This window comes from Pedobacter sp. AC212 (genome assembly GCF_979258625.1).
The window spans coordinates 3825041-3851998 of the sequence record NZ_OZ409870.1 but is presented as its reverse complement, the minus strand read 5'-3'; the positions used below and the strand labels follow the sequence as shown (position 1 = coordinate 3851998).

17 protein-coding genes are annotated in these 26958 nt (G+C 40.4%); 10 read left to right on the top strand and 7 right to left on the bottom strand.

Annotation, left to right across the window (positions count from 1 at the left end):
• Positions 1 to 20 precede the first annotated feature (20 nt).
• Genes ACZZZC_RS16360 through mobC form a run of 3 tightly spaced genes read left to right on the top strand, consistent with a single transcriptional unit; the run spans position 21 to position 3738 of the window.
• Positions 21 to 428 (top strand): mobilization protein, encoded by a 408-nt coding sequence (locus ACZZZC_RS16360; RefSeq protein ID WP_463483131.1) that lies wholly within the window; start codon positions 21 to 23, stop codon positions 426 to 428.
• Positions 410 to 1675, top strand: a complete 1266-nt coding sequence (locus ACZZZC_RS16355; RefSeq protein ID WP_463483130.1) for a relaxase/mobilization nuclease domain-containing protein — start codon at positions 410 to 412, stop codon at positions 1673 to 1675. The genes ACZZZC_RS16360 and ACZZZC_RS16355 overlap by 19 nt, the downstream gene beginning before the upstream one ends.
• 11 nt (positions 1676 to 1686) lie before the next feature.
• Complete coding sequence (mobC, locus tag ACZZZC_RS16350; protein WP_463487693.1) at positions 1687 to 3738, top strand: conjugal transfer protein MobC; 2052 nt, start codon at positions 1687 to 1689, stop codon at positions 3736 to 3738.
• Positions 3739 to 3763: 25 nt separating this feature from the next.
• Here the strand turns inward: mobC and ACZZZC_RS16345 are convergent, their stop codons facing one another.
• Positions 3764 to 4111: a hypothetical protein gene (locus tag ACZZZC_RS16345; RefSeq protein ID WP_463483128.1), complete on the bottom strand. Its 348-nt coding sequence runs from the start codon at positions 4109 to 4111 to the stop codon at positions 3764 to 3766.
• A 291-nt stretch (positions 4112 to 4402) separates the two neighbouring features.
• Between ACZZZC_RS16345 and ACZZZC_RS16340 the strand changes: the two genes are divergently transcribed.
• Positions 4403 to 4909: an RNA polymerase sigma factor gene (locus tag ACZZZC_RS16340; protein WP_463483127.1), complete on the top strand. Its 507-nt coding sequence runs from the start codon at positions 4403 to 4405 to the stop codon at positions 4907 to 4909.
• Between the two features lie 168 nt (positions 4910 to 5077).
• On the opposite strand, the gene ACZZZC_RS16335 is transcribed toward ACZZZC_RS16340, so the two are convergent.
• From ACZZZC_RS16335 to ACZZZC_RS16310, 6 genes are all read right to left on the bottom strand, one after another.
• On the bottom strand, positions 5078 to 5308 hold the full coding sequence (locus ACZZZC_RS16335; RefSeq protein WP_463487692.1) for an RNA polymerase sigma factor: 231 nt from the start codon (positions 5306 to 5308) through the stop codon (positions 5078 to 5080).
• 34 nt (positions 5309 to 5342) lie between these two features.
• Positions 5343 to 5579 (bottom strand): RNA polymerase sigma factor, encoded by a 237-nt coding sequence (locus tag ACZZZC_RS16330; RefSeq protein ID WP_463483125.1) that lies wholly within the window; start codon positions 5577 to 5579, stop codon positions 5343 to 5345.
• Positions 5580 to 6064: 485 nt separating this feature from the next.
• On the bottom strand, positions 6065 to 7240 hold the full coding sequence (gene uxuA / locus ACZZZC_RS16325; protein WP_463487691.1) for a mannonate dehydratase: 1176 nt from the start codon (positions 7238 to 7240) through the stop codon (positions 6065 to 6067).
• 336 nt (positions 7241 to 7576) lie between these two features.
• Complete coding sequence (locus tag ACZZZC_RS16320; protein WP_463487690.1) at positions 7577 to 9622, bottom strand: alpha-glucuronidase; 2046 nt, start codon at positions 9620 to 9622, stop codon at positions 7577 to 7579.
• Positions 9623 to 12247, bottom strand: a complete 2625-nt coding sequence (locus ACZZZC_RS16315) for a glycoside hydrolase family 3 C-terminal domain-containing protein (protein WP_463483122.1) — start codon at positions 12245 to 12247, stop codon at positions 9623 to 9625.
• Between the two features lie 98 nt (positions 12248 to 12345).
• Positions 12346 to 13434, bottom strand: coding sequence for an endo-1,4-beta-xylanase (locus ACZZZC_RS16310; protein ID WP_463483121.1), 1089 nt, complete (start codon positions 13432 to 13434; stop codon positions 12346 to 12348).
• Positions 13435 to 14042: 608 nt separating this feature from the next.
• Here ACZZZC_RS16310 and ACZZZC_RS16305 point away from each other — a divergent pair.
• The 6 genes from ACZZZC_RS16305 (at position 14043) to ACZZZC_RS16280 (ending at position 26956) form a co-directional block, all read left to right on the top strand.
• Complete coding sequence (locus ACZZZC_RS16305) at positions 14043 to 18155, top strand: hybrid sensor histidine kinase/response regulator transcription factor (RefSeq protein ID WP_463487689.1); 4113 nt, start codon at positions 14043 to 14045, stop codon at positions 18153 to 18155.
• 130 nt (positions 18156 to 18285) lie between these two features.
• Positions 18286 to 20226, top strand: coding sequence for a sialate O-acetylesterase (locus ACZZZC_RS16300; RefSeq protein WP_463483119.1), 1941 nt, complete (start codon positions 18286 to 18288; stop codon positions 20224 to 20226).
• Positions 20227 to 20459: 233 nt separating this feature from the next.
• Positions 20460 to 21347: a sialate O-acetylesterase gene (locus tag ACZZZC_RS16295; RefSeq protein WP_463483118.1), complete on the top strand. Its 888-nt coding sequence runs from the start codon at positions 20460 to 20462 to the stop codon at positions 21345 to 21347.
• Positions 21344 to 23944, top strand: coding sequence for a glycoside hydrolase family 31 protein (locus tag ACZZZC_RS16290; RefSeq protein ID WP_463483117.1), 2601 nt, complete (start codon positions 21344 to 21346; stop codon positions 23942 to 23944). Before ACZZZC_RS16295 ends, ACZZZC_RS16290 begins: the two co-directional genes overlap by 4 nt.
• A gap of 33 nt (positions 23945 to 23977) precedes the next feature.
• Positions 23978 to 24946 (top strand): glycoside hydrolase family 43 protein, encoded by a 969-nt coding sequence (locus ACZZZC_RS16285; protein WP_463487688.1) that lies wholly within the window; start codon positions 23978 to 23980, stop codon positions 24944 to 24946.
• A 66-nt stretch (positions 24947 to 25012) separates the two neighbouring features.
• Positions 25013 to 26956 carry an alpha/beta hydrolase-fold protein gene (locus ACZZZC_RS16280; protein ID WP_463483115.1) on the top strand — a complete coding sequence of 648 codons (1944 nt, stop codon included), beginning with the start codon at positions 25013 to 25015 and terminating at the stop codon, positions 26954 to 26956.
• Positions 26957 to 26958: the final 2 nt, after the last annotated feature.

Here is a 26958-nt window from a genome sequence, read left to right as displayed (position 1 = left end):
AGCCATTAAATCAATACGAAATGAAAAATAAAAATTTGGACAAAGAGGAGCGGTTGACACAGATGGTCAGGACGCGTCTAACCAAAACCGCCTATGACCGCTTGATCGAGATCATGCAAAAAAGCAACTGCACAACTGTGGGCGGGATCGCGCGAAAGATTTTATCGAATGAGAAGATTGCTTGTTTTTATATCGATGCTACCATGAATGCGCCAATGGAAGAGTTGGCGGCCATAAGAAGTGAACTTAAGGCAATAGGAGTGAACATTAACCAACAGACCAGGTTTTTTAATGCTTCAAAAAATGATTCCCAGCGAAGTTTTTATTCCCTTAAAACGCTCACGCTTTACAAGATGGTAGACAAAAAAGTGGAACGCCTGCTCGATCTCGTAGGAATGATGTCAATAAAATGGTTGCAAGAATCTTGAGTAGTCATAGCATAAGAGGAATTCTAAACTATAACGAAAACAAAGTCCAATCCGGCGCTGCGCAACTAATCCTGGCCAACCGCTTTGCCGTGGAAATTGATAAGCTCAACACCCGTCAAAAATTGGCACGCTTTGAAAGGCTTACTGGTTTAAACGACAGGGCAAAGAGAAATGCGATGCACATCATGTTAAACTTTGACAAGGATGATAGCTTAGATAGTGAAAAATTAGTAACAATTGCGAGGAGTTATATGGAGAGTATAGGATTTGGAGATCAGCCATATCTGGTTTATCAGCATTTTGATGTTAGTAACAGGCACATACACATCGTCAGCACAAATATTAAGCCCGATGGCAAAAGGATAGATTTTCATAACATTGGAAGATCGATTTCGGAAACGGCAAGAAAAAATATCGAGATAGAATTTAATTTGGTTAAGGCAGAGCATAAAAAGCCCAGTCTAACACAAGAGATCAAACACGCTAAAATTAAGGCAGTTCAATATGGTGAAAAACCGACCAAGCAAGCCATATATAACGTTATCGCCCCCGTAATTAGAAGCTACACCTTTACCTCTCTGGCTGAACTGAATGCAATACTTGCTCAGTTCAATGTGATCGCGGACCGTGGTCAGGAGGGTACGGCTATGTTTGAAAAAAGGGGCCTGGTTTATTCTGTTCTGAATGACGATGGTCGAAGGATTGGAGCTCCCATCAAAGCCAGCTTTTTTGCAGGTCGGCCGACTCTTGGTTACCTCGAGAAGAAGTTTGCTTCGAATAAATTTAAAAAACAAGCGCATCGGCTGTCGCTGATGGAAAAGATTGATGAAACTTTTCGGAACCATAGGCTTAAAGATGCCAAATCGTTCCTGTCAGCAATGGAGAAAGTTGATGTCAATACTATTTTTCGCCGAAGTCCCGCAGGGCAGGTCTATGGAATTACCTATGTAGACCACCAAACCAAAACCGTCTTTAATGGAAGTGATTTGGGTAAAGCATATAGCGCAAAATCTATACTGGACAAGATAGGAGTAAATAAAATTGACCTTAAAGCCGTTGTAAATGAGCCAATTCAGAAATATTCTCCAAGCGCTGTTGCCCCAAGTGGGGTGGACAAGGTGGCCATGGGAAAAGATAATAATAATGGTCTGTTGGAGACACTCTTGCAAAAAGATCCTGTTGCAGATTTTCCATTATCACTGAAAAGAAAAAAGAAAAAGAAGCAACAACGCTCACAATCAATTTAATTCCTGAAACTATGAATACCGGAGAAGACGGCCAAGGCCTGAGAAAAATTTTAGACTTGAGTAGAATGATTGCAGTTTTTCTTTTATTTATGCACTTCTACCTTAAATTTTACAAACTATTTGCTGGCCTTGGGTGGCGATCTGGCGTGTCCGATGGATTCTTAACCCATCTTTCCAGAATTGAACTTTTTCAGGGCTGGACACTGATCAAGGTCGCTGCATTGATTTTTATCTCTATTTCGCTTTTGGGTGTAAAAGGTAAGAAGGATGAACAGATAAAATTCCCCCGCATTTTAATGGTCGTAGGGATTGGCTTGTTACTCTACTTCGGTTCTATTGTGATCTTACTATTTCCTTTCCATGATTTTATACTAGGCATAGTTTACATGATTTTGGTGACACTTGGTTTTCTGATGTTTATTGCTGCAGGTACTTGGTTGTCTAGAATCATAAAAGACGCACTTGAAAAAGATATCTTCAATACCGAAAATGAAACCTTCCCTCAGGAAGAGCGTTTATTGCAAAATGAATACTCTGTAAACCTTCCAGCCGTATACCGTTACAAGGGCAAAAACCGCAATAGCTGGATTAATCTGATCAATCTCTTCAGGGGATTACTAGTCGCGGGTACTCCTGGCGCCGGTAAGTCCTATTTCGTCATCAGGCACTTGATCGATCAGCTTATGGGAAAGGGATTCAGTATGTTTTTATACGATTTTAAGTATGATGATCTTTCTGTTATCGCCTATAATTCGCTTTTGAAATATGCTGATCAATTTGAGGTCAAACCCAAATTTTATGTTATTAATTTTGATGATCTCAACAGGACCCATAGATGTAACCCCCTGGATCCGGCGGCGATGTCAGATATAACAGATGCCACCGAAGCTAGCCGCACCATCATGATGGGCCTCAATCGGGACTGGATTAAAAAACAAGGTGACTTTTTCGTAGAGAGTCCTATAAATTTTCTCACCGCTATTATCTGGTACCTGAAGAAATATAAAAATGGAAAATATTGCACCCTGCCGCATGTAATCGAATTAATGCAGGCAGATTATGATCAGCTTTTTACTGTCTTGCAACAAGAAGAAGAGATAAAGGTATTGATTAACCCATTCATCAGTGCCTGGAAAAACGAGGCCATGGCACAACTGGAAGGACAGATCGCCTCGGCGAAGATTGGATTGGCAAGATTATCTTCACCACAATTATATTATGTTTTAAGTGGAAACGATTTTACACTTGACGTAAATAATCCGGATGAGCCTAAAATTGTATGTGTTGGAAACAATCCACAAAAACTTCAAGTCTATGGTGCCGTGCTCTCGCTCTATATATCCAGGATGATTAAACTCGTTAATCAAAAGGGGAAACTTAAAAGCGCGCTTATTTTCGATGAGTTCCCGACTATCTTTTTCAATAATATTGATAGCCTTATTGCAACCGCCAGAAGCAACAAGGTCGCCACTGCACTGGCCGTTCAGGATTTTAGTCAGCTTAAAAAGGATTATGGTGCTGAACAATCTGAAGTGATAACAGGAATAGTGGGCAATATCATTTCGGGACAGGTTACCGGTAACACTGCGAAGACATTGAGTGAAACTTTCGGCAAGATCATGCAGGACCGGCGGAGCAAAAGCATCAATAGCAGTGACGTTTCCATTTCACAAAGCACACAACTTGATTACGCAATCCCTGCCTCAAAAATTGCCGCGCTATCCTCCGGGGAATTTGTTGGAATGGTTGCGGATAATCCTGATGAAAAAATAAAACTCAAAATGTTTCATTCGGCGATTCAAAATAACCATGAGTCTATAGCCAAAGAGGAACTGGGATATCGCCCGATTCCAGTCGTCAGACAAGTCAGTGAAAATGAGATTAAAGAAAATTACGATAGCATCAAAGTTCAAGTCGCTCAGTTACTAAAGGAGGAAACTGATAGAAACCCCAATAATCTTAAATCACAGCAAGAACAGTTAAAAAAAGAAAAAAGAACCAAGGTTCAATCCAAAAAGAATAAACAGCAGAATGTGTCAAAAGCCGGAAGTGTTTCAATGTAGGCTGCTATTTAAGTACTGCTATAGATCACGTTTTTTGGAAATAGACACGACTACCTTCAAACCAGAAATTCATATCCCCATATTGTTCATCATGGACTTGAATTTGTTTTTTTATCGGTACGCCTACCTCTTTTAGTGCTTGGATAATTTTTCTCTGGATTCTCAAAAGTTCACTCGGTAATTTGTCTTTTTTGCCAGTGATTTCTTTGATTTTGGAATGATGATTTATCGCGATTTGAATATCTTCCAAAGAGAAATTTTCTTTTTTGCTAACCCGTGCGTTTATTTTCTTTAAAGAGGTTAGCGTCGCTCGCAGTTCATTCAGCGCAAGTGATTTTTTGTAAAACTTGATTAATGTCTTTTGGAGGTTCATTTATAAAACTTTTAGGATTTGAACATTTATAAATACTTGAAGAAGAAATACAAAAATAATAAATTATTGCGCGAAGTATATAAATCGTTGCTAGGAGCGGTGCAAACCAGTTCTATAATTGAGTAGAACGTCCATCGGTACGTCTAATCCAGCATTTATAATCTCCACGAAAGAATCTGTATTTAATTAATTCAAACACTTTGCTTTGCTAAAGTGGAAACAGGAATTTATTGTTAGCTACCTCAAACCATTCCGTTGGTTAATCGTTCAACCTAAACTTAATCTGCAACTATGAACCAGACTGAATTTACTTCTACGCTTAGCAAACATTCCGAGTTCCTCTTCTCTCATGCTTATAAATTCACCAATGACGAGGATGATGCGAAAGACTTGGTACAGGAAACTTTGATCAAAGGGATGAGGTTTGCTGAAAAATTTGACGAGGGCACAAACCTCAAAGGCTGGCTCTATGTCATCATGAAAAATACATTTATAAATGAGTTCAGGAAAAACTCCAGAAAAAAGGAGCTCATCACAACGGATGATGAGATCAGTAGTGCCCACTTAACGAAAAGCGCATCAACTAATACTTCAACGACAACATTTGCAATGGAAGATATATCAAAAGCAATGGCGTCGATAAAGCCAGAGCACAGTATACCATTTCAGTTATACTTCGAGGGGTATAAATATGAAGAGATAGCTGTGCAGCTGGATATTCCTGTTGGCACTGTTAAGACACATATCCACCAGGCTAGAATAGGGCTGAAAAAATATCTGGCAATGTACAGGCCTTAAGATATCAAATCGACTAACGTTCATTCTTTTGTTTCGCGCTTTCAGTATAAGCGACTAAACTGGGCAGATTAAAGATTTACTTTTGAGATTAGAGTTAAGTAAATGCTAAAATTATCATCAACTGTAAGGACTTGGAGCCGTTAACAACCTAATTAGCTGTCTTCAGAGCTATCGATGTTCACTAAGCATTGATTTTAAGGACTTTCTTGCACAGTGGATTCTTCGTTTTACAGTTCCAACAGGTACTGATAGCAATATAGCGATTTCTTCGTATTTGTATCCCTGAAAATGGGAGAGGAATGGCTGAGAAAAAGTATTGGGCAACCTCTGCAGCGCTTTTTGGATATCTTCATTCAAAAAGCATTTTTCTGATAGATTTCGGGTAGCATAATTCAACATCGCTGGGGGTTACCTATGTCGAGACAGTCAGAAACTATCCGTATTTTTCAGACTTTTTGTAGTCATTGATATAAGCATTTTTCATGATGCTATACAGCCATCCCTTTAAATTCCCTCCATGTATGTATTTATCAGCATGAGATAAAGCTCGAAGCATGGTTTCCTGCAGGAGATCCTTAGCTGCATCGCTGTCACGGGTAAACTTTAACGCTGAGCTGGAAAGTTCACGGTATTCTTTACAAACCAATTCAGCGAATGATACCGGTTTCATACCTTACTTTTTAAGTTCCAACATTTTGACAGTTAAAGCTGATTTCATAAATTTTCCTACGAGTGCAGTTTGTTAAACCGCTTCGGTTATGATCTGTATTTTCTTGGGTGTTTTTTAACCCTATTCTTACCAATTTAAAATAAGAATCTTGAGTACAATTGATTGAAATCGTTTAGATTGAACAACAGTAAATAACTATAGTTTGCAATCTCATAAAATTCTATAGAAAATCACGTAAATATTCAATAAAAATGATTTAAGTTGGATAAACCAGAGCACGTTGACCCCGTCTGACCAGAAATAAATTTATTATAAAGTTTTGATTATCTGCCTTTAATAGAATTGGCAGAAAGGGGTCAAATGAATTGGTATATGCACTGGAGACGGTGGATGATGAAAAGTTCACCATTCTGGAAATGCATATATTGTGGCCCTCTTACTCAAATGTAATGAAGTAGGTTTCAATCCATGATAGCCTTGAAAAGTTAGCCTTTATCCTCTAGCATCATATTGATTCCGGCCTCTAAACCGCGAAGTTCTGCAAGTCCTTTCAACCGCCCAATGGCAGAATAGCCTGGGTAAAAATCTTTTGATTGATCATCCAAAATCTGATGACCGTGGTCTGGCCGCATCGGAATAGGTCTATTTTCAACTTTCATCAAATTAACAATAGCATTCATCAGCTTCGGCATGCCCGCACTGCCTTCCAGATGGTTGGCCTCATAAAAATTACCATTTTCATCCCGCTGTACACTCCGGAGGTGAAGGAAGTAGATTCGGTGACCTAACCGCTCGATCATGCCCGTAAGGTCATTATCTGCTCTAGCACCATAGGATCCGCTACAGAAACACAACCCATTCGATTTAGCTCTTACTTTATCTAAAATGAATTGAGCGTCGGCTTCGGTGCTCATTATTCGTGGCAAGCCTAGTATAGACATGGGCGGGTCATCTGGATGAATGGCCATTTGAATACCGCACGTGTCGGCAACAGGCGTAATCTCGTTTAAAAAATAGATCAGGTTGACTCTCAAAACTTCTTTGGTAATCCCCTTGTAGCCATCCAGTAATTCGGTAACCTGCCCGGCAGTGAATTGTTCTTTGCTACCCGGAAGCCCTTGAAGACAACTCGCCATTAGCTGCTTTTTGTCTTCAATCGACAAGGCCTCGAAATACTCTTCTGCCTGACTGATTTCTTCTTTCGTGTAGGAGTACAATGCATTATTGCGGTTGAGCAAGAATAAGTCAAAGGCAATGAAAGCCCTTTTTTCAAACCTCAAGGCAAGTGCTCCGCTTGGAAGAGCATATTTTAAATCAGTTCTCATCCAGTCCAAAACAGGCATGAAATTATAAGTTATTACCTTAATGCCACAACTGGCAAGGTTTTCTAAACTGTTTTTATAAGCTTTAATGTAATGTTGGTATTGGCCATTTCCTTTTTTGATATCTTCATGAACAGGTAGACTCTCCACCACTTGCCAAGACAAACCAGAAGATTCAATCTCCTCTTTTCTCTTCCGGACCTCGTCCAAAGACCAGACTTCTCCAATGGGTATATGATGCAAAGCAGTTACTACACCTGTGCATCCTGCCTGTTTAATGTAAGATAGTGTTACAATATCATCGGGGCCGTACCACCTCATTGTTTCTGTGAGTTTCATAAATAGATAATTAATTTTGATTTTTCCGCTCAAATTCGGAGCGCTGATACTGCCAAGCAGGGTAGACATTCCTACATTTTAATACGCTGGCTAATTCTTGTTTTCTGCCTATTATTTTTTGAACCGCTTTAACAATGTTTATAGCATCTAGGACGTATTTAGATTTCAATTGAACTGGTGACTCCGCAATTTTGAATCCAATTTACGGAAGGTAGCCAATTTACTTTTATCAAAATAGCCAGCGTGTGCCAATGTACTGTATTGTATTTAAATGATCATCCATTGTTTATTGCTGATTTGAAGTGAAATTTCACTGCAGGCAGCAAATGAATCAATCTACTCATAATCCCGGCTTTGGGTTAAACGCTTTAGCGCATCAAGGTCATGAATAGGTCGCTCTAATGCTAGAGGAATATCCCGCTGACTGAATTGCTGAAAATAAAGTAAACAGGCATCTTTCCAGATTTGTGCATCCCGGTTTTGGATTCGTAATTTAGATTGTACAGCAACAAAACGGTCAGTATCGATTAAGCCTTTTGTTTTGTCCCAGGTGCGTTGAAACTCACGTACGCCTTGTAGACCAGCATCGTAGCGGTAACACATTTCAGTCCACAAATCATTTCCATTTTTTAAACGGTAGGTCCACGGCACATGATGAAACCAGAGCAAATATTCTTCTGGACAAGTCGCGACATTATTCAATTTTGAACGAAGCGGCTCATTGTACTGTTCTACGGCGTTACTACCAGAAACACTTCTGTCGAAACCAATACCTGATGTATCTGCCTTGTGATAATATACAGCAGTCCAATCCTCCCGGATTGCTTTGTTAGTAAACCAAGGAGCTGGCCCATAATGATGGCCTTCAGCAAAAATATGGTGTAATCCTAATGGCATCATATAATTAACCGCCGTCTCCCTGCTTTCCATCATCATTTCCTTAACCGGTTTCACAAAGTTTTGATCTTTAGATTTATCTGCCGTTTCTAAAAAAGTCTGCCTGATCCATTCGTCAGCGATATCGTCGCTTTTAAGTTGGTTATTCCAGGCCAATCGGCCGAAAGCATACCAGTTTGCCTGGGCAAAAATATGGCCTGTCCAATTACTGTCCAATCCTATATTAGCCACTCCGGCAATGGCAGTAAGATTTCTGTTGTCAATACTTCCGTCCGTAACTGCCCCAACAGTACTCCCTTTGCCTTTTTGATAGGTGTCGCTGTTTAAACATTCCTCCCACAATGTGGATAAAAATACCAGCTGATTTGACCATCCTAGATATTCCTGCGTGATTTGAAATTCAGGCATTACGGGTGTTTTAGTCATTGCTCCGAATAAAGGGCTAAAAGGTTCCCGGGGTTGAAAATCGAGAGGGCCGTTTTTAATCTGGATAATCACATTTTTTTTAAACTGACCATCAAATCCATGAAACTCCTTGTAAGCTTGTTTGGTCCGGTCTTCCTTGCTCGGTTCGTACACAAATGCACGCCACATCACTATACCACCAAAAGGAGCCAGGGCATCTGCCATCATATTCGCACCATCTACATGTGTTCGTCCGAAATTTTGTGGACCAGGCTGACCTTCACTATTTGCTTTAACCAAAAATCCGCCAAAGTCTGGAATCAGTTTGTAAATCTCTTTTGCCTTATCGACCCACCATTTTTTTACCTGAGGGTTTAGCGGATCTGCAGTTTTCAATTTGCCGATGGTAACTGGAGAAGAAAAATTTGCAGATAAATAAACTTGCAAGCCATAGGGACGCAAAATATCAGCAATGGCGGAAGCCCTTTTTAGATAAGGCGCTGTTAGAATTTTTGAGGAAGCATTTACGTTGTTTAATACCGTTCCATTAATCCCGATAGAGGCATTTGCCCTTCCATATTGGCTATAGCGTTCTATTTCCGAGCGGTTTAGCTCTTTGGCAGATTCGTCATTTTTCCAAAAAATAGATTTGCCGGCATAACCTCTTTCTACCGATCCATCCAGATTATCCCAATGGTTAAGAATTCTTCTGGAATAGGAGGGATTGGAAGTATAACTTCCACTAGTTTTCCCTACAAGCTGCCTTCTCAGCAGTTCAAACGCTCCGTAAAGTATGCCGAGATCTGTTTTTGCAAGTATTCTTGTGTTTTCCAATTTAAATCCATCACCGTATATGGAAGCGTCATTGCTGAATTCAAATTTTACTGTTGCACCATCTTTACCTTGCCAGCCTTTTTTAATTTCGTTTACAGCAATTTCGAGAACGGCTGATTTTTTTGAAATGTTCACGCTTACATTTTTCGCCGATTTATTCCGAAGCCAAAGGTCATGTCCATTTTCTGCCTTTGCATTCAAAAAGCCAGTAAGCATAAGCAAGAAAAGGTATTTAATATTTTTCATTTAGTTGATGTTGATGGTTTGACTGAGCATGTTTCCACTTGTTTTCAGGGTTTCGTCTGGCTGGCTTCCTCCAATAGTGAGTTTGATTGTGCCTTTCAGCGCTTTTTTATCGCCCATTTCATTTATGTAAGAAAGATCATCTGCAGATAATTCGAAATTTAACGTTTTACTTTCTCCGGGAGCAAGGCTTACTCTTTGGAAACCTTTGAGTGCTTTCCGGGCAGATTTAATTGTAGAATCGCCATGCATAACATACAATTGTGCCACTTCATCGCTCTGCATTTTTCCTGTATTGGTAAGTTTTACCGATAGATTGATGCCTTCGCCTGACTTTAGTTTTTTAGGTGCATTAAAATTTTGATACAAGAAGGAGCTGTAACTTAATCCGTAGCCAAAGCCGAATAAAGGTTTGCCTTTAAAATATCGATAAGTGCGATTTTCCATGTTATAATTGTTGAAGTCCACAAGATCCTGATCGCCTTTGTAAAAAGTTACCGGAAGCCTGCCTGAAGGGCTGAAATCGCCAAAAAGTAACTCAGCGACTGCTGTTCCGGCCGATTGCCCCCCGTACCAGGCATTTACAATGGCTGGAATATTTTCCGCCTCCCAGGGCATGGCGATGGCGCTTCCTGTCATCATTACAAAAACGACTGGCTTGCCACTGCTTTTCAATGCTTTCATTGCCCTGGTTTGTGCCTCTGGAAGCATAATTGAAGTTCGGTCACCGCCATTAAAACCAGGAACATCAACCTTCATTTCCTCACCCTCGAGCTGCGGAGAAATGCCGCCAACAAAAACAAAAGCATCCGCATCACGATGGCGTTTCACCAACGCATCAAAATCTGTTCGTTGGAATGTACCTGCGGAAAAACGGATTTTGGCACTTCCTTCGCCTTGCCAGTATTCTACTGCTATTTGATAAGTAGAATCTTTTATGGCAGCCAGTTGGTATGTTTTTGCTCCCCAACGATTCTTAGACCATGCATCCAGTACTTTCTTGCCATTCACCATCAACCTGTAACCATCGTCGCCTTCTAATTCAAAAGTTACATTTTCAGATTTTGCGGCCTTAAAGTCTGTGATATATCTGGCAGAGAAGTTATTTGCAGTTAGCCCACCATCAATTTGCTGCCCTTCCTGCCAATTATGATTTAGTGTTTTTTCCGTTTGCGTTAACACTGGCTCTCCTTTAAGGTCTGTACCTTTATAATACACTGCTTTAAAACCTGGTTTTCCTTGGCTAGAGAACTGTTTATCAATATCCATGTAATTTAGAATGGTATCACTGGCAAATGAAACTGCTTTTTCATATACCAATTGGGTGTGTGGACCAACTTTATCTTTAATCCCTGAAAGCACGGTGGTAATTTTAGATGGAATGCCATTATAGTTTCCCAGAACAGCAATTTCATTATCAGCATTAGGACCGATGACAACTAATTTCTTCAAATTTTTTCTGAGCGGTAGCGTATGGTTTTCATTTCTCAACAATACCATAGATGCTCTGGCCATTTTCAAGGCATGGGCTTTATGATCATCATTTTCCAATACGGTGATAGGGGTGTTGGCGTATTTTACCATAGAAGCAGGATCAAACATGCCGAGCCTGAAACGGATCATAAAAAGTCTTGTTACCGAAACGTCGATGTCCTTTTCGGTAATGATGCCATTTTTAACTGCCGTAAGAAGCGCTTTATAAGCATCTGTACCGCAATCTAAATCTGTTCCATGAAAGACGGCGTCTGCAGCGGCACTCGCAGCATCTTTATGGGTTTTATGGTTTTTGAAAAAATCATCTATCGCCCAACAATCAGAAGTAACATAGCCAGTAAATTTCCATTTTTTCCGTAAGATGTCAGTCATTAGCAAATCACTTCCACAACAAGGCTGACCTTGAAACGCATTATAAGCACACATTACACCTGCAACGTTCGATTTTGTTACTAACTTTTCGAAAGCGGGTAGGTAAGTATCCCAAAGATCGAATGTACTTACCTCGGCGTTGAATACATGTCGCGAGGGTTCAGGTCCGCTGTGTACGGCGTAATGTTTCGCACATGCAGCGGCTTTAAGGTATTTAGGGTCGTCTCCCTGCAATCCGCGAACGAAAGCGTCGCCTAATGTTGCGGTTAAAAATGGATCTTCGCCATAGGTTTCCTGCCCGCGTCCCCATCTCGGATCCCTAAAAATATTGATGTTTGGTGTCCAGTAGGTTAAACCCAAATAACGCTCGTTGGTACGGCCAAGTGCAAGTGCCTTATTATAAATGGCACGGCCTTCCAGAGCAGAATAGTCTGCCATTTTAGCAAGTGCTACCGGGTCAAATGTTGCCGCCATAGCGATGGCCTGCGGGTAAACCGTTACTTTGAATGGTGTACGGGCCACTCCATGAAGCGTTTCGTTCCACCAATCGTAGGCTGGAATCTTAAGTCTTGGTATGGCTGGAGCCGAATTAAGCATCTGGAGCACTTTTTCTTCCAATGTGAGTCTGGATACCAAGTCATCCACTCTTTCTTCAAAGGGTAAATTATAGTTTTCAAAAATGTATTGTTGTGCCTTAACTGAAGTTATTCCTGTTAGTAGCACAGCAAGGGATGAGATTTTTAAAAATTTTGTTAAACGCATAGTTAATTTGTTGGTACTGTATTAGCCGTCATTTTTAGGTAGGATTTTATTCTGTCATCCCATGAACAGGGAATAACTTGCTGGTGATTTGATTTTTATTAAAAATTAGTCACCTCGTAAAAAGCCTTTTTGGGTTTTAGATCTGCGTCAAACAAAAGCGGGTAGTTTTTTCTTCCCCGTCCATCTAACCAAGTATACCGATCAGAAAGATTCCAGAAAGTTACCCCAGTAATGTTTTTTCTATACTTTCTTAGTACATCAAAAATCATTTTGTATTGGCTTAACTGACGAGATTCCATCTCAGCGGTAAAAGGTGCTTTTTCTCGGTCTGAAGCGTTTGCAATGATCCTACCGCCTTGATTGCCATCGTACACTGAAACATCAAGTTCAGTAATTTGCACTTCAAGACCAAGACTTGCAAATAGTGAAATCGACTTTTCCAGTTCCTCTCGGCTGGGATGGCTCACCGACCAGTGTCCTTGCAACCCTACGCCGTGAATGGGTACACCTTTAGCCAGCAAAGCTTTAAGCATCTTGTAAATTTTATCTCTCTTTTTAGGCTGTTCTGTGTTATAATCATTATAAAATAACTTTGCTTTTGGATCTGCTTTGTGGGCATAACGGAATGCCATTTCCACGAAATCTTCACCAGCAATTTTATATAAAGGAGATTTACGGAAATAGGTCGAGTCGTCGGCAATGACTTCATTTACCACATCCCACGCATAAACATCTTTTTTGTAATGATCAACTACAGTACTAATATGCTCATCCAGTCTTTTTAGCAGCACATCTTTCGATATTTCATTTCCCTGATCATCTTTAAATAACCATCGGGGCGTTTGTGTATGCCATACAAGGCAATGTCCTCTCATTTTGATGTTGGTTTTCCTGGCAAAAGCGGCTATAGAATCACCAATTTTCCAGTTATATTCGTTTTCAACAGGATGGACCGGTCCCATTTTCATCCCATTTTCTGCAGTAACACTATTAAAATGGTTGATGATGAGTTCACTGTTTTTACCTTTAAGATCGAATTGCGTAACCGCAACACCGATGGGAAAGAAATTTTTATAATAATCTTTTAGCCCTTTTGATCCCGCTACGAAGGGTTTAAAAGCTGATAGTAACGCATAAAAAGCAATTAGGAGTGAAGAGCCCGTGAGGATCACAAATCTTTTAGTCATATTTGGTTATTTTGTATTCGCAAATTCGCCAGTTTTTAAATTTTGCAGGTGTTCATATCGCTAAAATTTGAGTACAAATGTTCTTTAAAGTTAACCCGAGTCCTGAAGCTATTTTGGCCACTTTCGTTGTCAGTTAATCGGGCAGGGTGGTTTAGTGGGAGAATTGAACATTTGTTGCCACAATTTTTACATTTAACTTCATTTCACTCGGATAATCATTCTATTTTAGCAGAAGTTCTGTAGCCAAATAAGATAAAGGCCTTATGGAATTAACCAGATATAACATTTTTCGCAACATGGAACTTCGGTTCAATTGTTACAATAAACACCATATGAGCAACAACTTTTTAAGGCATCAGCCTGCAATCTTAAATGAAAAATGTATATGCCCAATTTCAGCTTTATTTAAAAAGACAGTTCAATCATTTTCATTTCTTCGGAATACTCCAATCCAAAGATCATCACTAAATAAGGCAAAAGCTCATCACAATAAAGTATTTAGAACTTTACCAACCATTATATTCTCTTTTTTCAAGACATCAAAATCGTGGATTCACCTTTGTATATCAAAGCCGGGCTTCACAAGGAACTTATTGTGTTTATTGTTATTGCATTTGACTTTTATTGGGTTAATTCAGGCCCAACAGCCAAACCTGAACTTTACATCCTTACAAATTAAAGATGGTCTATCTTCAAATACAGTTAATGCAATAGTCAAAGACCATTTCGGCTTAATGTGGTTTGGTACCGAGGACGGGCTTAACAAATATGACGGAAGTAATTTCACAGTTTACCGCTTTAAAGCCGATGATCCATCTGGTTTGCAGGCAAATGACATTAGTGCGTTACATGAGGATAAGTTTGGGAATTTATGGATTGGTACATCCGGTGGTTCATTAAGTCTGTTCGATCGCAAAAAGGATAAGTTTATCACTTTTCCTGCCAAAGTTGCAGGAGGTTTAAGCAGCGATATCATTCTTTCCATAACCAGTGATTACCGAGGCAAACTTTGGGTAGTCACTTATAATGGTGTTGATGAAATCGACCCTGAAACAAAAAAGATCAAAAATCATATTAACCAGTCTGCACGCAAAGGGACTACGCCGCTGCTATCTTTTACTTGCTTGTTTGAGGATAGTAAACGCCGCCTGTGGATTGGTTCTACCGATGGCGTGTATTTATATAACAGGAAAAATCATAAGTTCAACATCTATAGGCATAAACCTCAGGATCCCTCATCAGTGAGTGAAAATCACATTTCAGCCATTGCGGAAGATCAATCAGGTAATATATGGTTCGGAACAAACAACAGTGGTCTGTGTAAAATGCTGCCCGAAGAAAGAAAATTCAAATTGTTTTCCAGTAAAGTAGGAGATAATAGTAGTCTTACCAACAATAGTATCAGAAGTTTAGCGATCGACAAAAACAATCATCTGTGGGTAGGCACTGAAGATGGCTTGAATATTATTGATATTCAAAGTGAATCCATTTGGCATTATAAACCAAATTCAAGAAGCAGCTACAGCCTGACAGGCAAGGCAATCAGTTGCATTTATATAGATGATCAGGGTATTTACTGGCTTGGACCATTTCATGGCGGTATTAGTAAGTATGATACAAATTTGAACCTGTTTAATCTTAAACAGAGTAATATTCTGGACAAGAATGGATTGAGCGCTTCGGTGGTGACTTCATTTGCACCCTACAACGACCAGATTTTTGTCGGAACTGATGGTGGAGGCCTTAATCTTTTTAATCCCCGCACGGCGCTGGTGGAGCGGTTCAGTACGGCATTAAGCAATGGCATGAACCTCAATAATCTCTCCATCATGACCTTAGCTGTTACCAGAAATCATAAACTTTATATTGGAACTTATTCCAATGGATTGGTCATCAAAGATTTGCTGAGAAATGAGATCAAGCAAATCAAGAAAAACGAAAAAGGAGATGGCTTAAATTCCAACGATATATTTTCCATCAAAGAAGATAGTAAGGGGCGAATATGGGTTGGTACCAATGGTGGCGGGATAAACCTGATGGATGCCACTAATAAGGTAATAGTGCGGTATCGCAAAAATCCGGTTTTGACAAACGATCAAGATTTTCCCGGTAATAATTTTATTCGCTTTATTGAGGAGGACAACAGCGGTAATATCTGGATAGGTACTTATGGTTCTGGTATTTCGATATTTAATCCTGCTACAGCTAAATTTTCGGTGCTGAATAAAGCAAGGAATAAATTGCCAAATGATTTAACGCTTTCAGTGCTGAAAGACCATAAAGGAAATTTATGGGTAGGTACATTTAGTGGTGGCTTAAGTTTGTTCGATCGTCAAAAAAACAGCTTTCTAAATTTTTCAGAAGATGCTGGTTTGAATAATTCTACTGTTTATGCTATCGTAGAAGATGAACAGGGACAAATTTGGGTGAGTACTAATAAAGGCATCAGTTGCTTTGATCAAAAATCAAAGCGATTTACCAATTATACCGTGTACAACGGTGTTCAAAATAATAATTTTGTCCGCGGGGCGGGGATTAGAACAGCAGAAGGAGAGATTTATTTCGGGGGGGCTGATGGTTTTAATTATTTCAATCCCAAATATTTCAAGAAAAATAAGAGTATTCCCTCTGTTCTGTTAACAGATTTGAAAATCGCCAATATATCGGTAATTCCAAGTATTGACGGTGCCATACAGGAGCAAATTTCTATTGCAAAAGATATATACCTTGATTTTAAACAGAACTTTACGTTAAGTTATGTAAGCGTTAATTACACCTCGCCGGAAGATAATCAGTATGCTTATAAATTGGAAGGTTTTGATAAGGACTGGATCCATGTTGGTTCTGCCAAGTCGGTATCCTACACAAACCTCGATCCCGGCGATTACGTTTTCCGTGTAAAGGCGAACAATAATGATGGCCTCCGGGAAGACTCGGAAACTTCGGTTAGGATCCATGTTCGTCCTCCTTTCTGGCGCAGTATTTACGCTTACGTTTTTTATCTCACCTCCATCGTTGGCGCAATCCTTTACCTTCGCCATAGAGGCATCGAAAAGCTTAAAAGAAATTTTGCGCAGGTACAGGAAAAAATGAGGGCCGAGCAATTGTTGGAGCAGCAACGAATTGAAGCAGAGCAATTGAGGGCACTTGATAAGCTTAAAATTAAATTTCTTACCAATTTAAGTCATGAATTCAGGACCCCACTTTCCTTAATTATCGGCCCAATTGATAGACTTGTTGCTGAACATAGTGAGGAGCAGATCACAAGTCCCTTATTGATGATTAAGAGAAATACCAGAAGACTACTCAATCTGGTTAATCAAATTCTTGATTTCAGGAAGATTGAGGATAAAGAACTTAAGCTCAATGCCGTAGAAACAGATATGGTTGCCTTTGTTAAAGAGGTGCTGGAATCCTTTAACGATTTGAGCGAACGCAAGCAGATACAATTGGTGTTCAAAAGTCAGTTTCGGTATTTTAAGGTACCTTTTGATCAGGATAAAATCGAGCGTGTACTTTTCAATCTCCTCTCAAATGCTTTTAAATTCACACCAACGGGTGGAGATATTTCCGTTGAGCTGGAGCAGATTGCCCCTTTAGATCAGTCGGAGGCCTCTATATTGGTAATCAAAGTGGCTGATACCGGAATTGGAATGTCGGAAAAGGATCTCAAACAGATTTTCAACCGGTTTTTTCAGGCAGATGGTATTGCGCCGATATTGAATCAGGGAAGCGGAATTGGGCTCTCCATTGCGCAAGAATTTGTAAAACTTCATGGCGGAGAGATTTCGGTTAAAAGTGAGGAAGGAGAGGGAAGCGTTTTTGCTATTACAATCCCTTTCACCAATGTTGATTTTGGGGAGGAACTGCTGATTGATTTTTCTGGTGCTCAGAACAATGCTGCATCGGAAAAAGCCGAGCCATTGGCGGATGAGCAGCTAAATACAGAAATTCCCGCTATTTTGCTGGTAGAGGATAATGAAGACTTCCGGTCGTATCTTCGGGATGGATTGCGGCCTTTTTACAAAGTATACGAGGCAGCCAACGGACAAGAAGGATGGCAAAAAGCATTATCCAATCATCCTCAAATTATTGTAAGCGATATTAATATGCCTTATATGAACGGCATTGAACTGTGCGAAAAGGTGAAGACAGATAAACGCACCAACCACATTCCAATTATCTTATTAACCGCACTTACAGGAGAAGAGCAACAACTTAAAGGGTTGGAAACAGGGGCTAATGATTACCTCAGCAAACCTTTCAATTTCGAGATCCTGAATGCTAAAATTAAAAATCTGCTTTCGCTGAACAAACGGCTTCGCGATACTTATACAAAACAAATTAAAGTCCAGGCGCCAGAGTTGGTTATTGAATCTCATAGTGACAGGTTATTGAACAAAATCGCATTTTATATCGATGAAAACCTCAACAACCCTAAACTATCTGTAGAAGATCTCAGCAGGCATGTTGGCATGAGCCGCGGAAGTCTTTATCATAAGATTCTTGAATTAACCGGACTCTCTCCGGTGGAATACATCCGTACAGTAAAATTGGAGAAAGCAAAGGTACTTCTGGAGAAAAGCGATTTAAACGTATCTCAAATTGCCTATATGGTGGGTTTTGCTACACCTAATTATTTTGCCAAATCTTTTAAGTTGAAGTTTAACATGCAGCCTTCAGAATATATTAATCTCAAAAGGAAAGTAGATGTCAGATAAATTTGCAGAAAGCTAAAGAAGCCTATTTCGGGCCTATTTTTGAACATTTTTGATGCTAATTTATTCAAATCTGCATATTGCCCGCTGGTAAATCAGATAAATTAGCAGGATGATATAATTCCATTTTACGATGAACCAGATTAGATACACACTACTATGTTTTAGCCTTTGTTTTGTGATAGCAGTAAGTGCCCAAGCCGAAATCAGTTTACCTGCTATTATTTCTGATCACATGATTTTGCAGCGAGACACGCCGTTGAAGATTTGGGGATGGGCTTCTTCAGGAGAGCAGGTGACCTTACTTTTCAATGGTCGGAAATTCAAAGCAATGGCTGGGAAAGATAAGCGTTGGTTAATCCGCTTGCCTGCTGTAAAAGCTGGCGGACCTTACCGGATGGAATTTTCAGGAACAAATAAGATTGCGGTAAACAATATCTTATTCGGTGATGTGTGGCTTTGTGCCGGACAATCTAACATGGTTCACCAGTTGAAAATTCATAACATAACCTATGCTAAGGATATCGCTTCTGCTGATTTTACGCAGATCAGGCAATTCTGGGTGCCCACGGCAACTGATTTGAAAGGCCCCTCAAAAGATTTGTTCAAAAGTGAATGGAAATCTGCTACAAAAGAGGCGATCAATGATTTTTCAGCAGTAGCCTATTTTTTTGCCCGAAAGATATATCAAGAACACAAAATCCCTATCGGAATTATCAACTCAAGTGTTGGCGGTACAACAATAGAGGCCTGGACGGGGGCGGAGGGACTGAGGCAATTTGACGATTATCAACGCTTGATTGAACGCAATAAAGACACCGCCGAAGTGAACCGAGTTAATGCCGCGGCCCGTGCCAGCCAGTCGCAACCCGCCGCAGTTGCAGATAAAGGCTTAACCGAACCAGTGAAATGGTTTGATCCGGCATACGCCCCAAAAGGTTGGAGGAATTTCTATTTGCCGGGATATTGGGAAGATCAGGGCATTCGGGATCTCGACGGTGTGGTTTGGTTTAGAAAAGAAATTCAAGTGCCAGCGGAAATGACTGGAGTTTCCGCATTTTTTCAACTGGGCAGGATCATTGATGCAGATCGGCTGTATGTTAACGGTATCCAGGTGGGTTCAACTGGTTATCAATATCCTCAAAGAAGATATACTGTTGCCGCAGGAGTGCTAAAACCTGGCAAAAATATTTTGGTTATTCGTATAGAGAATTCAGGGGGCAAAGGTGGTTTTGTGCCAGATAAGCCTTATTCAATTACGGCCGATAATCAATCACTGGATTTGAAAGGTGAATGGCTTTACAAGGTAGGTGCAGCATACCGACCTGCATTTAAAACCGGACCCTTTGCAATTCAGGAGCAGGCTCAACCTTCAGCACTTTTTAACGCCATGATTGCCCCAATTAGTCAATATGGTTTAAAAGGTGTGTTATGGTATCAGGGGGAAAGTAATGTAGGCAACGCCGTGGCATATAAAAAGCTTTTGTCAGGATTAATTGAAGATTGGAGAAAACAGTTTCAGCTTCCGAATCTTCCTTTCTACTATGTTCAGTTGCCTAATTATGGCGATACCAGATATCAGCCAGGAGAAAGCGGCTGGGCAATGTTAAGAGAAGCAGCGTTGGAAACCTTGAAGCTGCCCTACACCGGCATGGCTGTTACCATTGATTTGGGTGAATGGAACGACATCCATCCGGACAATAAAAAAGATGTTGGAGAACGGCTGGCGCTGATTGCGCAAAAATGGAATTATGGTGTTAAAAATCTGGTCTTTTCCGGGCCAATTTATACTTCTTCTGTAGTGAATGGCAATCAAATTACCATACACTTTGATCATATTGGATCAGGACTTAAATCAATAGATGGCGGAGCACTTTCACAGTTTGAGATTGCAGGAGCAGATAAGAAATTTGTTTGGGCAGAAGCAGAAATTAAAGGCAATCAGGTAATTGTTCATTCAACTCAGGTTCCGCAACCTTTATATGTGCGATATGCCTGGGCAGATAATCCAGTCAACCCCAATTTGTACAACAATGAAAATCTTCCGGCTTCGCCATTTCGTACTGATCGTTAAGCTATATATGGTCATAGGGGTTCTGTGAAATGGATCTAAATTCATCAGTTTGCTTTGATTGTATCGAAATGGTTACTTCGGCGGTTAAGTGTAAACAAATTTTCTATAATAATCATCAAAACTTCCCGCCTTGAACAGTGGTATATCCTAGTTTTATCCCTTGGGTTTTCTGGCATACCTGATCATTGATGAGTTGGTCAGTCTTCCAGAATTGCCAATTCAATTTTTATATTATGAATTGTAGGATACTTCTAACCAAAGTTTTATTAGTTGATGTGCTAAAATTAATCAGCTTAACTGCTGCGTTCGTTTCTATAACCTCATTTGTGTCTTTCGCACAAGATCCAAATTACCATATCTATTTATGCATTGGGCAATCCAATATGGAAGGTAATGCCCGTTTCGAAGCAGAAGATACTGTTGGCGTTGATCCCCGTTTTCAGCTGCTGCAAGCGGTAAACTGCCCTGATTTAAAAAGAGAAATGAATAAATGGTACACGGCTGTTCCGCCATTAACCAGATGCAATACCGGATTAACACCAGTAGATTATTTCGGACGCAGCCTGGTGGCCAACCTTCCTAAAAAGGTTAAGGTAGGCGTTGTCGTAGTGGCTGTTGGTGGCTGTAAAATAGAATTGTTTGATAAAGAAAATCAAGATACATATATCGCTACAGCGCCAGACTGGATGAAAGGAATGCTTAAACAATACGATAACCGCCCATACGGACGTCTTGTCGATTTGGCAAAGGAAGCACAGAAGAAAGGCGTAATTAAAGGAATTCTGCTCCATCAGGGCGAATCCAATACCGGTGATAGTTTGTGGGTAAGTAAGGTTAAAAAGGTTTATGATAACCTGCTTAGCGATCTTCATTTAAAAGGCAATGATGTGCCATTATTGGCAGGTGAGGTAGTGAACGCAGAACAAAACGGCGTTTGTGCAAGCATGAACAGGATCATTGCTAGACTGCCACAAACCATTCCAAATGCCTATGTCATTTCTTCTGAAGGCTGTACCGCTGCCCCCGATAAGTTACATTTCAATGCAGCTGGATACCGTGAACTTGGTAAACGTTACGCAACGCAGATGCTTGCCTTATTAAAACGCCCCGATAAAAAATGAAGAACTTAATTGTGTTTTTGTTGCTGATTTCATCCTTCCAGGGTTTTTCTCAACGCTATCAAAACCACCTTTTGGAAAAAGATCGCGTAATCATTTACCTCGATGAAGGTAAGCTTACCATTATTCCGTTAGCTGCAAAAGCCGTAAGGGTATTGTTTAGTAAGGCGCTTTTGCCAGAAAAACAAGAATTTGTTTTCTTGAAGAACAATACTAAAACGCCGTTTAAAATTAATGAGACCCCAAAAAGCCTGACAATAGCAACTGTTGGGATGAATGTCGTCTTCGATAAAGCTTCGGGTTACTTACAATATAGTGATCTTTCCAATCGTGTGTTTTTAAAAGAAATAGCGGGCGGCAAACGCTTAAGTGAAAGCATTATATCAGGTGAAAAGTGTTACATCGCTACGCAGCATTTTGACTCGCCAACCAATGAATCTTTATTCGGATTGGGACAATTTCAGGATGGGCAGTATAATTTAAAAAACATTCCACGCCAGCTCATTCAGGTGAACACCCAGATTGCGATACCGTTCTTATATTCAAGTAGAGGTTATGGAATCCTCTGGCATCAATATGGCCTTACAGATTTTAATCCTGCCGACGAAGAGATTCAACTGGCCAGACAATTATCGGGAACAACAGCGCAAAATGAAGTTGAAGTAACAACTACTTCTGGAACGCAAAAAGTATCTCAACAGGAAGCCATTTATACTGGAACGATGCAAGTTCCCGTTTCTGGAAAGTACGCCTTTATGCTCAATTTAGGTGCCATGGAAAGCCGGCATTTGCTTTTGATAGATGGAAAGCCGTACATAGACCAGGCCAATCTATGGCTCCCTCCGGCTGCAGGAACCTTAATTGATTTGGATAGCGGCATCCATCAAATAAAAGTAGTCTGCAAAAACAAAAACACACCGAAACTCACGTTTAAACCCGCTGCAAACGAAACCGTTTTCCGTTCTCCCAATGCTAAATCGCTCGATTATGTGGTGTTCGCTGGAAAAAGCGCAGATGAGGTGATTGCCGGCTATCGAAAATTAACAGGCAATGTGCCAATGTTACCCATGTGGGCATTCGGCTTTTGGCAATGCAGAGAACGCTATACTTCAGGAGCACACCTGGTGAATACAGTAGCTGAATTCCGAAAAAGAAATCTTCCTGTGGATGTCATCGTTCAAGACTGGCAATACTGGGGCAAATATGGATGGGGAGTGCCTAAATTTGATGAAAGTAATTACCCTAATCCGAAAGGATTTATTAAAAATCTTCACGATCTCCATGCCCGTTTTTCTATTTCTGTTTGGGAAAATATCGATCAAAAATCTGAAATAGCGAAACCTTATCTTGCTAAAAATCTCTACATACCCAATAGTCCGTGGATTGATATTTTTAATCCTGAAACGCAAAAACTTCATTGGAACGTACTGGATTCAAATCTTTTCAATAAAGGGGTAGATTCCTGGTGGATGGATGCTACCGAACCCGAAAATGATGCCCTTGTTAGTAAGAAAACTTACTTTGGCCCCGGAGACTTTTATCGCCTTGTTTATCCTTTCTTCGTTAGTCAGGCGGTTTATCATGGGCAACGAAACAGCAACCCTGGCAAAAGGGTGGTTACGCTCACCCGTTCTGCCTTTCCTGGGCAACAGCGATTTGGTACCATCAATTGGTCTGGAGATATTGGCTGGAATTGGGATACCTACAAAAGGCAAATCGTTGCCGGATTGAACTATTCCTTAACAGGGATGCCATATTGGACCACAGATATCGGTGGGTTTTTTAGGCCAGGCAAGAGCCAGTATGCTGATGTTAAATACCATGAAATACTAACGCGTTGGTTTGAATGGGGTGCATTTAACCCGATTTTTAGAATACATGGTTATCAATCGGAAACAGAACCCTGGAAATATGGCCCTGTTGTGGAAGAAAATATGCGTAAAATACTTGATTTACGCTATCGCCTGATGCCGTACATTTATGCTGAAGCCTGGAAGGTTAGTCATGAAGGTGCTACGATGATGCGTCCGCTGGTGATGGATTTTGATAAGGATACCACAGCAATCTCCACCAGGGAAGAATACATGTTCGGCAAATCATTTCTCGTTGCTCCGGTTACTGAGCCTGGCGTAAATACCTGGAAAGTTTATCTTCCTAAAGCCTCAGGATGGTATAATTTCTGGACAGCGGAGTTTCATCATGGCGGAAAACACCTCGCTACTTCATCCCCTTTGGGTAAAATTCCGCTATTTGTTAAAGCCGGATCTATAATCCCTATGGGCGAAGCCGTGCAATATACCCAGGAAAAAGATAATGATTTACTTGAAATAAGGGTGTATGAAGGACAAGATGCTCGTTTTGAATTATATGAAGACGAAGGCGATAATTATGAATATGAAAAAGGAAAATATAGTATAATCCCCTTCTTCTGGAATGAGCGAAGAAGATCCCTGGAAATTGGGGGCCAGATAGGCAATTACCCTGGCAGTTTAACCAAAAGAACATTCAAAGTTGTTTTCATCGGTAAAAATGCTCAGGCTAAACCATATGGAACCGTCAAAACAATCTCTTATCGAGGCCAAAAGTTGATCATCAAATAATTAACGTAAATACTAACCAAATCAATTACATATATGAAATTCAGCCATCTAATTAAACTCTTTATCCTGGCTTCCTGTTACGCGAATGGTTTACAAGCCCAGAATCCCATCATCAGCAATATTTTTACAGCAGATCCTGCACCACTTGTATATAAAAATACGGTTTACCTTTATACAGGACACGATACCGCCTCGGTAAAAGATACCAACTATAAAATGCCCAATTGGCATGTGTTTTCTTCGCAAAATATGGTTGATTGGAAAGACCATGGAACCTTGCTTTCACCCAAAACGTTTTCATGGGCAGGAGGGGATGCTTACGCCGCCCATTGTATTTATAGAGATGGCAAGTTCTATTGGTATGTTTCTACAGGGCATCAAAAAAATGCCGAAAGTGGCGGCGGGATGGCCATTGGTGTGGCGGTTTCAGATAGCCCTACCGGTCCATTTAGAGATGCCATCGGAAAAGCGCTCATTACCAATGAAATGACAAAAGATAAAAAGCACGGTTGGGATGATATAGACCCAACCGTATTTATTGATGATGATGGCCAGGCTTACCTTTTTTGGGGGAATGGTAGTTGTAAAAGTGTTAAACTCAAAAAAAACATGACCGAGCTTGATGGTCCCATAACCGTACTGGATATCAAGAATTACATTGAAGGCCCTTGGATATATAAACGAAAAGGCAACTATTACCTGGTGTATGCAGGAGCAGGTACCAAGCCGGAAATGATTGAGTATTGCATGTCTAAAAGACCGCAGGGGCCTTGGGAATATAAAGGTATTATTCAGGAAAATGTGCCAAATAGTTTCACTACGCATCCAGGTATTATTGATTTCAAAGGAAAATCCTATTTCTTTTATCACAATGGCGCTTTACCAACTGGTGGCAGTTACCGCAGATCAATATGTATCGATTATATGCACTATAATTCTGATGTTACCATTCAGAAGATTGTTCAAACTGAACAGGGCGTTGCTGCGGCAGGAAAACGCTAAACTTCACCAATAAATCCTGAACCGATTACATCAGTCATCACTCTCCAAATTATAAACTAACCAGATATGATTAAATTTATTCGACCTTCACATTTTTTGATTCCCTTGATTACCGGGTTATCAATAGTGTTTAATTTTAGTATACATGCGCAAAATATCGTTACGCCCGGTCCGGCAGAATTCGATGTTTTGAAACCAGGTATCCCTCATGGGAAGATAGATACCATTACCTATCCATCTAAAACGGTTGGGAACGATCGCAAAGCATTGGTTTACACTCCGCCAGGATACTCCAAAAGCAAAAAAATACCGGTTTTGTATTTGCTACACGGCATTGGCGGTGATGAAAAGGAATGGTTAAACGGCGGGAAACCACAGCATATTCTTGATAATCTTTATGCCGAAGGAAAGATAGCCCCAATGTTGGTGGTGATGCCCAATGGCAGAGCTATGAAAGACGACCGGGCAAATGGAAATATCATGGCAAAGGATAAGGTGGAAGCTTTTGCCAATTTCGAGAAAGATCTATTAAACGATCTGATACCATTCGTTGAAAAGAAATTCAGTGTTTACAAAGACCGCGAGCACCGGGCAATTGCTGGCTTATCTATGGGGGGAGGCCAATCGTTAAATTTCGGGCTGGGAAATCTGGACAAGTTTGCATGGGTTGGTGGTTTTTCTTCTGCTCCAAATACCAAATCACCTGCGGATTTAGTGCCAGACACTAAGAAGGCAAAAGAAATGCTCAAGCTGCTTTTTATTTCCTGTGGCGCTAGCGATAACCTCGTTAGTTTCAGTAAGCGTACACACGATTACCTAAAGAAGAATGACGTACCACACATTTATTTTATAGAGCCAGGGGTACACGATTTTAAAGTCTGGAAAGATGGTTTGTATATGTTTTCACAACTGATTTTTAAATCTGTGGATACCGCTAGCTTTTCTAAATATCCGGTGGCGGGAGCACCTGCTTCAACTAATATCGGTTCAAATCGATATCCCCAGATTTTAGATGATCACCGGGTAATATTCAATGTACTGGCACCTGAGGCGCAAAAAGTGCAGGTAGATTTAGGGCGAAAATACGATATGGTCAAAGACAATCAGGGAAAATGGACAGCTACAACCGATTCTATTGGAGAAGGGTTTCATTATTATTCTATAATTATTGATGGCCTGCCAGTTGCAGATCCGGCAAGTAAAACATATTATGGAATGGGAAGAATGGCCAGCGGCATTGAAATCCCTTTTGCCGGCGGTAGCTACTATGCCTTAAAAGATCTACCGCATGGCGATCTCCGGATCAAAAAGTATTATTCTAAAATTACCAATTCATGGAGGCAGTTTTATGTTTACACGCCACCTGGCTACGATGCCAACACGCAGGGGAAATATCCGGTGTTGTATATTGTTCATGGAGGAGGTGAAGACGAAACAGGGTGGGCAAATCAAGGCAAAACCGATTTAATATTGGATAATCTCATTGCTGCTCAAAAAGCTAAACCGATGTTAATCGTAATGCCTGATGCCAATGTGGGTGGCTCGGCCTTTGCTGAAAGCGGCTTAAAAACTTTTGAATCTGAACTGAAAGAGGTGATTATTCCTTTGGTAGAAAAAACCTACCGAACCAAAACTGATGCAGCAAACCGGGCATTGGCCGGCTTATCTATGGGTGGGATGCATACCCTATACACCGGAATTAAAAACACGGCAGACTTTGCCTATCTCGGCGTATTTAGCTCGGGTTGGATTGCAGGTCGACAGCAGGAGGTTGCAGATGCGCAATATGATTTTATGAAAAGTAACCGGGAAAAAATAAACGCTAACCTTAAACAATTTTGGATTGCTATGGGCGGCAAAGAAGATATTGCCTACAATAATTGCCAGGTAATGTTGGCTAAACTTAAAAGCCTGGATATCAGATACACTTACCAGGAATATCCTGGTGGACATACCTGGCCGGTATGGCGAAATAATCTTTATCAGTTTTCATCTTTGCTGTTTAAATAACA

Bases quoted from the DNA above. Each gene is read 5' to 3' on its own strand.
- ACZZZC_RS16360 (WP_463483131.1), top strand. From the start codon at position 21: ATGAAAAATAAAAATTTGGACAAAGAGGAGCGGTTGACACAGATGGTC.
- ACZZZC_RS16355 (WP_463483130.1), top strand. From the start codon at position 410: ATGGTTGCAAGAATCTTGAGTAGTCATAGCATAAGAGGAATTCTAAAC.
- mobC (WP_463487693.1), top strand. From the start codon at position 1,687: ATGAATACCGGAGAAGACGGCCAAGGCCTGAGAAAAATTTTAGACTTG.
- ACZZZC_RS16345 (WP_463483128.1), bottom strand. From the start codon at position 4,111: ATGAACCTCCAAAAGACATTAATCAAGTTTTACAAAAAATCACTTGCG.
- ACZZZC_RS16340 (WP_463483127.1), top strand. From the start codon at position 4,403: ATGAACCAGACTGAATTTACTTCTACGCTTAGCAAACATTCCGAGTTC.
- ACZZZC_RS16335 (WP_463487692.1), bottom strand. From the start codon at position 5,308: ATGTTGAATTATGCTACCCGAAATCTATCAGAAAAATGCTTTTTGAAT.
- ACZZZC_RS16330 (WP_463483125.1), bottom strand. From the start codon at position 5,579: ATGAAACCGGTATCATTCGCTGAATTGGTTTGTAAAGAATACCGTGAA.
- uxuA (WP_463487691.1), bottom strand. From the start codon at position 7,240: ATGAAACTCACAGAAACAATGAGGTGGTACGGCCCCGATGATATTGTA.
- ACZZZC_RS16320 (WP_463487690.1), bottom strand. From the start codon at position 9,622: ATGAAAAATATTAAATACCTTTTCTTGCTTATGCTTACTGGCTTTTTG.
- ACZZZC_RS16315 (WP_463483122.1), bottom strand. From the start codon at position 12,247: ATGCGTTTAACAAAATTTTTAAAAATCTCATCCCTTGCTGTGCTACTA.
- ACZZZC_RS16310 (WP_463483121.1), bottom strand. From the start codon at position 13,434: ATGACTAAAAGATTTGTGATCCTCACGGGCTCTTCACTCCTAATTGCT.
- ACZZZC_RS16300 (WP_463483119.1), top strand. From the start codon at position 18,286: ATGAACCAGATTAGATACACACTACTATGTTTTAGCCTTTGTTTTGTG.
- ACZZZC_RS16295 (WP_463483118.1), top strand. From the start codon at position 20,460: ATGAATTGTAGGATACTTCTAACCAAAGTTTTATTAGTTGATGTGCTA.
- ACZZZC_RS16290 (WP_463483117.1), top strand. From the start codon at position 21,344: ATGAAGAACTTAATTGTGTTTTTGTTGCTGATTTCATCCTTCCAGGGT.
- ACZZZC_RS16285 (WP_463487688.1), top strand. From the start codon at position 23,978: ATGAAATTCAGCCATCTAATTAAACTCTTTATCCTGGCTTCCTGTTAC.
- ACZZZC_RS16280 (WP_463483115.1), top strand. From the start codon at position 25,013: ATGATTAAATTTATTCGACCTTCACATTTTTTGATTCCCTTGATTACC.